This window comes from Kitasatospora griseola (assembly GCF_014648555.1).
Lineage (GTDB): Bacteria > Actinomycetota > Actinomycetes > Streptomycetales > Streptomycetaceae > Kitasatospora > Kitasatospora griseola.
Genome location: NZ_BMRI01000008.1, coordinates 132,872 through 139,600 on the forward strand (window position 1 = coordinate 132,872; position 6,729 = coordinate 139,600).

General features: G+C 75.4%; 7 protein-coding genes and 1 pseudogene. 4 read left to right on the forward strand and 4 right to left on the reverse strand.

Annotated elements, in window-relative coordinates; translation table 11 throughout:
- Both IEZ12_RS12980 and IEZ12_RS12985 read right to left on the reverse strand, forming a co-directional pair.
- Positions 1-265: pseudogene (locus tag IEZ12_RS12980) on the reverse strand (hypothetical protein); the annotation flags it as partial.
- A gap of 195 nt (positions 266-460) precedes the next feature.
- On the reverse strand, positions 461-1,504 hold the full coding sequence (locus IEZ12_RS12985; protein ID WP_189272179.1) for a S66 family peptidase: 1,044 nt from the start codon (positions 1,502-1,504) through the stop codon (positions 461-463).
- A gap of 150 nt (positions 1,505-1,654) precedes the next feature.
- Here IEZ12_RS12985 and IEZ12_RS12990 point away from each other — a divergent pair, with 150 nt between their 5' ends.
- Complete coding sequence (locus IEZ12_RS12990; RefSeq protein ID WP_189272180.1) at positions 1,655-1,933, forward strand: DUF6210 family protein; 279 nt, start codon at positions 1,655-1,657, stop codon at positions 1,931-1,933.
- A 34-nt stretch (positions 1,934-1,967) separates the two neighbouring features.
- On the opposite strand, the gene IEZ12_RS12995 is transcribed toward IEZ12_RS12990, so the two are convergent.
- Positions 1,968-2,921 carry a zinc-binding dehydrogenase gene (locus IEZ12_RS12995; protein WP_229847491.1) on the reverse strand — a complete coding sequence of 318 codons (954 nt, stop codon included), beginning with the start codon at positions 2,919-2,921 and terminating at the stop codon, positions 1,968-1,970.
- Positions 2,922-3,048: 127 nt separating this feature from the next.
- Here IEZ12_RS12995 and IEZ12_RS13000 point away from each other — a divergent pair, with 127 nt between their 5' ends.
- From IEZ12_RS13000 to IEZ12_RS13010, 3 genes are all read left to right on the forward strand, one after another.
- A complete protein-coding gene (locus IEZ12_RS13000) occupies positions 3,049-3,597 on the forward strand; it encodes a DUF4240 domain-containing protein (RefSeq protein ID WP_189272181.1) in 549 nt (182 codons plus the stop codon).
- A 291-nt stretch (positions 3,598-3,888) separates the two neighbouring features.
- The gene (locus tag IEZ12_RS13005) at positions 3,889-4,638 is read left to right on the forward strand and encodes a class I SAM-dependent methyltransferase (protein WP_043911289.1); all 750 of its coding nucleotides are present in this window, start codon (positions 3,889-3,891) and stop codon (positions 4,636-4,638) included.
- A 42-nt stretch (positions 4,639-4,680) separates the two neighbouring features.
- Positions 4,681-5,808, forward strand: coding sequence for a hypothetical protein (locus IEZ12_RS13010; protein WP_189272182.1), 1,128 nt, complete (start codon positions 4,681-4,683; stop codon positions 5,806-5,808).
- Here IEZ12_RS13010 and IEZ12_RS13015 read toward each other — a convergent pair.
- On the reverse strand, positions 5,774-6,610 hold the full coding sequence (locus IEZ12_RS13015; RefSeq protein ID WP_189272183.1) for a nucleotidyltransferase domain-containing protein: 837 nt from the start codon (positions 6,608-6,610) through the stop codon (positions 5,774-5,776). The genes IEZ12_RS13010 and IEZ12_RS13015 overlap by 35 nt on opposite strands.
- Positions 6,611-6,729 lie beyond the last annotated feature (119 nt).

Below are 6,729 nucleotides of genomic sequence, written 5' to 3' on the forward strand. Positions count from 1 at the left end.
TGACCGGGGTGGGCGGCATCGCGGGCGGCGGCGGGACGGGCGTGCCGCCGGCCGGGGTCGGGGTGGGCGACGGGGCCGTCCGGCTGCCGCCGGGGGTGAGGTCCGGGGGCGTCAGGTTGACCCGCAGGTTGACGGAGGTGGCGAACGGGTCGTTGGCGGGCGGAAGTTCGGCGCCCTGCGCGGGGCTTCCCGCCGGCTGGGTCGACAGCTTGAAGGTGTCCTCCAGGTCTGCCGCCGCCGGCCCGTCCCCCGTCGTCGATGCCACGTCAGCCACCGTCAGGTCACCGCCCCCGTCCGCCGCCCGCGCGACGTCGTGCCCGTTCGCCGCAGTGCCCCGGGCACCGCGTTCCGATCCCGGCCACGATACGTGGTCGGCGGGCGACCGGGCCAGGCCGGGTGGCGCGGCCCGCGGCGGCCCGCGCTGGTCGGCGCGGGTGCGGGCACGTGCCGCCGGGCGGGTTCAGTAGGTGACGGTGATGCGGCGGGCCGGGCCGTCGACCCGGATCCGGCCGCCGTACGGAATCACCTGCTGGGGCTGGGTGTGGCCCAGGTCGACGTCGAACACGGCCGTGGTGTCCGGCGCGTAGGCGTCCAGGGCGCGCAGCGCGCCGGCCCGCTGCTCTGCGCGGTACTCGGCGCGCCGCTCGGCGTCGTTCGGCTGCTCGAAGGACCAGGCCATGGCGCGGCCGAACAGCACGGCCGGGAACTGCCGGAGCAGTCCGCGTTCACCGAGGTTGCGCAGCATCCGGTACACCTCGGTGCCGGACGGCATCTCCTCGGAGGTCTCCAGCACCAGCACGCAGCCCGCGTACGCCTCGACGGGCAGCAGGCGGTCGGCGGCGGCCATCCAGTGCAGGATCTCCAGGTTGCCGCCCCAGCTGACGCCTTCGACCACCCGGTCGGAGCGGTGCCAGTACGTGCCGGTGCCGGGCTCGCTCGCGGGCAGCTGTTCAAAGGTCGCCGGGTCCTCCCAGCGGCCGAGTTCGGTGCTGACGTCCTCGGCTTCGCGCAGGTCGAACTCGCCGCCGTCGAACAGCGCGGCGCGCAGCGAGGCCTCGGTGAGCGGGTGCAGGGCGCCGGGTCGGCCGAACTCGGTCATCACCGCACCACCGTGGTACGAGACCACGCCGTGCCGCCACAGGAAGTCCAGCAGGTTGGTGTTGTCGCTGTACCCGAAGAACGGCTTGGCGTGGGATCGGAGCAACTCCCCGTCCAGGTGCGGGATGAGACTGATCTGCTCCTCACCGCCGACGGTGGCCAGCACGGCGGTGATGCTCGGGTCGGTGAACGCCGCGTGCAGGTCGGCGGCGCGCTCCTCGGGGCTCGCACCGAGCTTGCGGGTGGTCGGGTACTCGACCGGCTCCAGTCCGAACTCCTCGCGCAGGCGGCGCAGGCCGAGCTCGTGCGGCAGCGGGAACACGGCGGGTCCGGCGAAGGACGGCGAGAGCACGGCGACGCGGTCGCCGGGCCGGGGCTTGGGGGGATACATCGGCTGATCTGACATGTCGGGATGCTAACGAGACCGTCGGGCCGGGCACGACCCGATTTCCGACGGCCCGTCAGCTTCGGCCGCGACCGGCGGGGTATCCCGTTGAGCCCGGTGCCCGCGGCCCGCTGCCCGCGGCCGGGAGGGCCGCGGCCATGGCCTTTCGACATGCCGCTGTTCGCCCCGGCCGCGTTGGACGCGCCGCGCGAGCTGTTCGAACTCCGCTTCCGCGGCGCCGGCGCCCGGTGCCACGCCTGGTCGGACGAGGAGCGGCGCCGCCTCCGCGCGATCGTCGAAACCGTCCGCCACTGGGCCTGCGACGGCGTCACCGAACTGCCCCGCCCCCTGCGTCTGGACGAGACCCGGCTCGACCGGGCGGACGAAGCGTGGGTTCCGGTGCTCACGCCGGACGGGCCGGCCGTGCTGGTGTGGTCGAACCCCGACTGACCGGGCGTCACTCGGGTTCGACGCAGCGTCCGGGTCACTCCGGGCGGACGTCCAGCAGCGTCTTGCCGAGCGTGGCCCGGGATTCGATGGCGCGGTGGGCATCGGCGGCCTGCGCCAGCGGGAAGCGGCGGCCGATGACGGGGCGCAGGCGGTCGGCCGCGGCCTCGGCGAGGACGTGGGCGGTGGCGGCGCGGACGGCGTCGGGGGTGGGGCGCAGGGTGAGGACGGTGAGCCCGCGGGCGGCGATCTCGTCCGGCGGCAGGTCGGTCCAACTGCCGCTGGCCAGGCCGTAGCTGAGCAGGTGTCCGCCGGGGCGGAGCAGGGTGGCGGCGGTGCGGCCGAGGGTGCCGCCGACGCCGTCGAGGACGAGGTCGACGGGGGCGGTGCGGGCGGTCCAGTCGGGTTGCCGGTAGTCGAGGGTTTCGGCGGCGCCGAGTTCGGCGGCGAGGGCGAGTTTGGCGGGGCCGCCGGCCGCGGCGACCACGTGCAGGCCGGCGTGGGCGGCGAGTTGGACCAGCAGGGTGCCGACGCCGCCCGCGGCCGCCAGGATCAGGACCCGGGAGCCGGGGGCGGGCGCGGCGGTCTCCAGCAGCAGGCGGGCGGTGCGGCCGTCGGCGAGCAGCGCGGTCGCGGTGTCCAGGGCGAGGCCGTCGGGCACCGGGTGGAGGCCGGCGGCGGGGACGGCGGCGCGTTCCGCGTAGCCGCCGCTGCCGCCGGTGGAGGAGATGACGCGCCGTCCGAGCAGCTCGGCGTCGACGCCGGGGCCGACGGCGGCGACGGTGCCGCCGACGCCGTTGCCGGGGATCATCGGCAGCGCCGCGGAGAACGGGCCGAGTCCGGTGGCGCGGAACTGGGTCTCCACGAAAGTCAGGTTGGCGTGGGCGACGTCGATCAGCACCTCGCCGTCCTCCGGCGCCGGGTCCGGCGCCTCGCCCGGCACCAGGACCTCCGGCCCGCCGAACTCCCGCAGCCACACTGCCCGCATCATGCCTCCACCCGTCGTCCGGCCGGACGCTTCCGGCCCTGCCGTCGCCCATCCTGCGAGTTCAAGCGCCCTTGAAGTCAAGGGCCGGCGGCGGAAACCGGTGTCCTCGGGGCGTGGGAGCATGCCGGGCATGGACCTGAGCGTTTTCTGGGAACTGGTGGAGTCGACCCTGGAGGCCGGCGCGCCCTGCGACCGCACCAAGCTGCTGGTCGACCGGCTGGGACAACTGCCGTTGGAGGAGGTGCTGGAGTTCCAGCTGCGCCTGGACGAGGTGCGGGCGCCGGTGGACACCCGGGCCACCGTCGCAGTGGCGAAGCTGGTGGCGCCCGGCCGTCTCAGCGACGACGGCCTGTGGTACTTCCACGCCTGGCTGGTCGGCCTCGGCCGGGACGCCCACCGGCTGGCCGTCGACGAGCCGGACGCGCTTGCCGACCACCCCGAGTTCCTGCGGCTGGCCGCCGAGACCGACCGCGACCTGCCCGGCTGGGAGACCCTCGACTACTGCGCGGCCGACGCCTGGGAGGCGCTCACCGGCAACGAGGACGGCCTTGAGGAGGCGATGCTCGCCCAGGGCCACGACAGTCCGCTGGTCGCCGACCCGGACGGCGAGCCGTGGACGGCCGAGCAGACCGCCGCCCGGCTGCCGAAGCTCACCGCCCTGTTCCCTGCCGCCGACTGACACCCCGTCGGCCCGCGGATCGAGCCCGGGGGCGAATGTCGGCCACGCCACGCCCTGTCACCCGCCCGGATGATTTTTTCTCGACCCCGGGCGGCCGGGCACCGCTCGGAAGGCGCCCGTCCCGGCCTCGCAGGGGTGGCCCGCCCGCCCGGGGCCCGCCTCCCGAAGTCCGGGGCCCGCGATGTCGGCGCCGGGCGGCAGCGGCCCGCTGCGGCGGTGGCCGAAACTCGCCCGACCTGGTCGGTCCGGTCCCCGCTGCCTAGGATCGGCCAGGTCGGAAGGGGGGGCCGGATGGACCGGACCGTTCGCACGGTCGATGACGTACTCGCGCTCCTGGACGGGCTGTTCGGCACCACTCCGGAGACCGGCCGGCTCGCCACCGGCGACGGCCGGGACTACTGGGACCGCTTCTACGGCGACCGGAGCAGGCCGGTCCCGTTCTTCGTGGCGAAACCGGACGAGAACCTGGCCGCGCACCTCGACCGGGGACTGATCGCCCCCGGCCGCGCGCTGGACCTGGGCTGCGGCCCGGGCCGCAACGCCGTGCACCTCGCCGCGCGGGGCTTCGAGGTGGACGCGGTCGACCTCTCGCCCGTCGCCGTCGCATGGGGTCGCGAGCGGGCCCGTGAGGCGGGTGTCGACGTCCGGTTCCGCTGCGGGGACGCCTTCGCCCTCGGCGCGGGCGAGCTGAGCGGGCCGTACGACCTGATCGTCGACTCGGGCTGCTTCCACCACCTGCCGCCGCACCGCCGGGTCGGCTACCTGGCGCTGCTCGACCGCGTACTGGCCCCCGGCGGTCTGTTCGCGCTGACCTGCTTCGCCGCCGGCGAGGGCGGCATGGGCTCCGAGCTCTCCGACGCGGACTGCTACCGCGAACGCTCCCTGCACGGTGGCCTCGCGTACACCCCGGACGCGCTGCGCCGGGTGTTCGCCGACCTGACCGAGGTCGAGCTGCGCCGCATGCGGGAGCAGCCTGCCGAGTCGCCGCTGTTCGGCGTGCCGTTCCTGTGGACCGCCCTGTTCCGGCGCCCCGCGCACTGACGGACCGCCGACTGTCCGTCCCGCCGCCTACCCTCGGCGGCCATGACCACCATCGACGACCCCGAGTGGCGCGACAATCCCCGGCTGAACGTCTGGCTGGCCGAGGGCCGGGACGGGTTTCCCGCCTGGGCCGAACTCACCGGCAGCGGCTGGGACTTCGGCACCGGCTCGCTCCCCCGACTGGAGCGGACCGTCCGGGAGCGCTTCCCGGACCGGGAGCAGGCGGACGCGGCGCGGGACGAGCCGTTCCTGACCGCTGCGGCCTGGTACTTCGGCGAGGTGCACGTCCGCAACTACGGTGCGCTGTGGCACTGTTCGCCCGATCCTGCACCCCATGCGCCCGGGCGGCTGCAGCCGCTGCTGCGGCTTCCGAAGGAGGTGCTGGACGAGGAGGAGGCCCAGGAGCTGGCCGAGGCCGAGGAGTTGTACGAGGACGACTTCCCGATGTGCGCCGCGCTCGACACGGTGGTCGCGGCGGCAGGCCCGCCGGCGGGCGACCGGCTGGCGGAGACGCTGGAGGGCTATGCGTTCTGGGATTCGGTGGTGGACCGGGCCCTGGACCTGGCCCGCACCCGGCCCGGGCAGAGCCGGGGCAGCCGTCCCCGGCCCGACGCGCCCGGACCGCTCGACCCCGGCCGGCCCGGCCAGGACCTCGCGCACTGGCTGGCGATGCGCGAGGAGGCGTTCCCGCTGTGGGCGCGAGCCACCGGGCGGGAGGGTGAACTCGACTTCTCGGAGCGGTCGTTGGAGGTGCTGGAGGAGGTGCTGCGGCAGCGCGTCCACACCCTGGGCCTGGCCGGCGAGTTGGACCACATGGCAGCAGTGGAGCGCTACCGGATCGCGCATCTCCCGTCCGTGATCCGCCTGTTCGACGACCCGGTCTTCGACTGTGCGCTCTGGTATCTCGGCGAGACCGCCTGCCGCACCCGGGGCGCCCGCTGGCTGCCGCTGCGCACCAACGCGGACGTCGACGCCGAGACCCGTCCCCGGCTCGCGGTGGCCCTGATCGACCGCCGGATCGGCCCGCGGCTCGAACTGACCGCCGCCGTCCACCGCTGCCTGCGCGACCGTGCCGACCCGGCCGACGGCTACGGCTCGCTCCGCGCGGCGCTGTCCGTCCTCGACCGAACTCCCGTCACTCCAGCGCCCGTTCGATCGCGGCGCGGGTGAACAGCCGGGCCTGCTCGGCGCGTTGGTCGCGCTGTTCGTCGGTGAGCGGCAGCGGTGTGCCGTAGCGGCGGGCGACGATGTCCGCGACCAGCTCGGACGGGGCGTCCAGGGAGGGAAGTCGGGCGATCGCCTCGCGCTTGGTGATCAGGCGGCTCTCGCGGAGGGCGACGGTGGCGCGGGTGGTGGTGATCGGGCCGAAGTCCACCCAGATGTCGCGCTGCCAGGGTCCGGGGCGGTCGGTGACGGGGCACCAGTAGGTGCGCAGGTCGGTGCGGAGGTGCGCGTGCAACTCCTGGTCGCTCACCGGGGGCAGCAGCGCGACCGCCTCGGCACCGGCCAACCGCAGTCCACCGTACAGGAGTTCGCGCCTGGTGACGGCGGTGACCGGCCGGTCCATCGGCTCGCCCTGGGCGAAGGTGAAGTGGTCGACGGCCGGGTCGGCGAGCGCGTCCTGCGACAGGTAGGTGCAGTGCAGCTTCTCCGCGGACGACCGTTCGGCGATCAACTGCTGATGCAGGAGCGCGAGTTCGGTGCGCAGCCGGCGGTCCGGGGCGGTCGGCAGGACGGCGATCAGGTCGAGGTCGCTGCGGCCGTGCCGGTAGTCGCCGAGCGCGAGCGAGCCGTGCACCCAGAGCGCGGTGACGGGGGTGACGGCGTGCAGGCGGGCGGTGAACTCCGTCAGCAGCGGGGCGGCGAGGGCGCGTTGGGCCGGGTCGCGCTCGGCCTGTTCGGCGGCGGTGGGCAGGCCGGCGACGGGCGGGAGGTCGTCGGCGAACGGGGTGACCGGGTCCGGGAGCGTCATGGCACCGACTCTGCCACGGCCCGCACGGCCCCCCCCCCCCCTTCCCCCCCCCCCCCCCCCCCCCCCCCCCCCCCCCCCCCCCCCCCCCCCCCCCCCCCCCCCCCCCCCCCCCCCCCCCC

What these genes read in the sequence shown, in the direction of transcription:
- IEZ12_RS12985 (WP_189272179.1), bottom strand. Translation starts at nt 1,504, where the DNA reads ATGTCAGATCAGCCGATGTATCCCCCCAAGCCCCGGCCCGGCGACCGC.
- IEZ12_RS13005 (WP_043911289.1), top strand. Translation starts at nt 3,889, where the DNA reads ATGGACCGGACCGTTCGCACGGTCGATGACGTACTCGCGCTCCTGGAC.
- IEZ12_RS12995 (WP_229847491.1), bottom strand. Translation starts at nt 2,921, where the DNA reads ATGATGCGGGCAGTGTGGCTGCGGGAGTTCGGCGGGCCGGAGGTCCTG.
- IEZ12_RS13000 (WP_189272181.1), top strand. Translation starts at nt 3,049, where the DNA reads ATGGACCTGAGCGTTTTCTGGGAACTGGTGGAGTCGACCCTGGAGGCC.
- IEZ12_RS13015 (WP_189272183.1), bottom strand. Translation starts at nt 6,610, where the DNA reads ATGACGCTCCCGGACCCGGTCACCCCGTTCGCCGACGACCTCCCGCCC.
- IEZ12_RS13010 (WP_189272182.1), top strand. Translation starts at nt 4,681, where the DNA reads ATGACCACCATCGACGACCCCGAGTGGCGCGACAATCCCCGGCTGAAC.
- IEZ12_RS12990 (WP_189272180.1), top strand. Translation starts at nt 1,655, where the DNA reads ATGCCGCTGTTCGCCCCGGCCGCGTTGGACGCGCCGCGCGAGCTGTTC.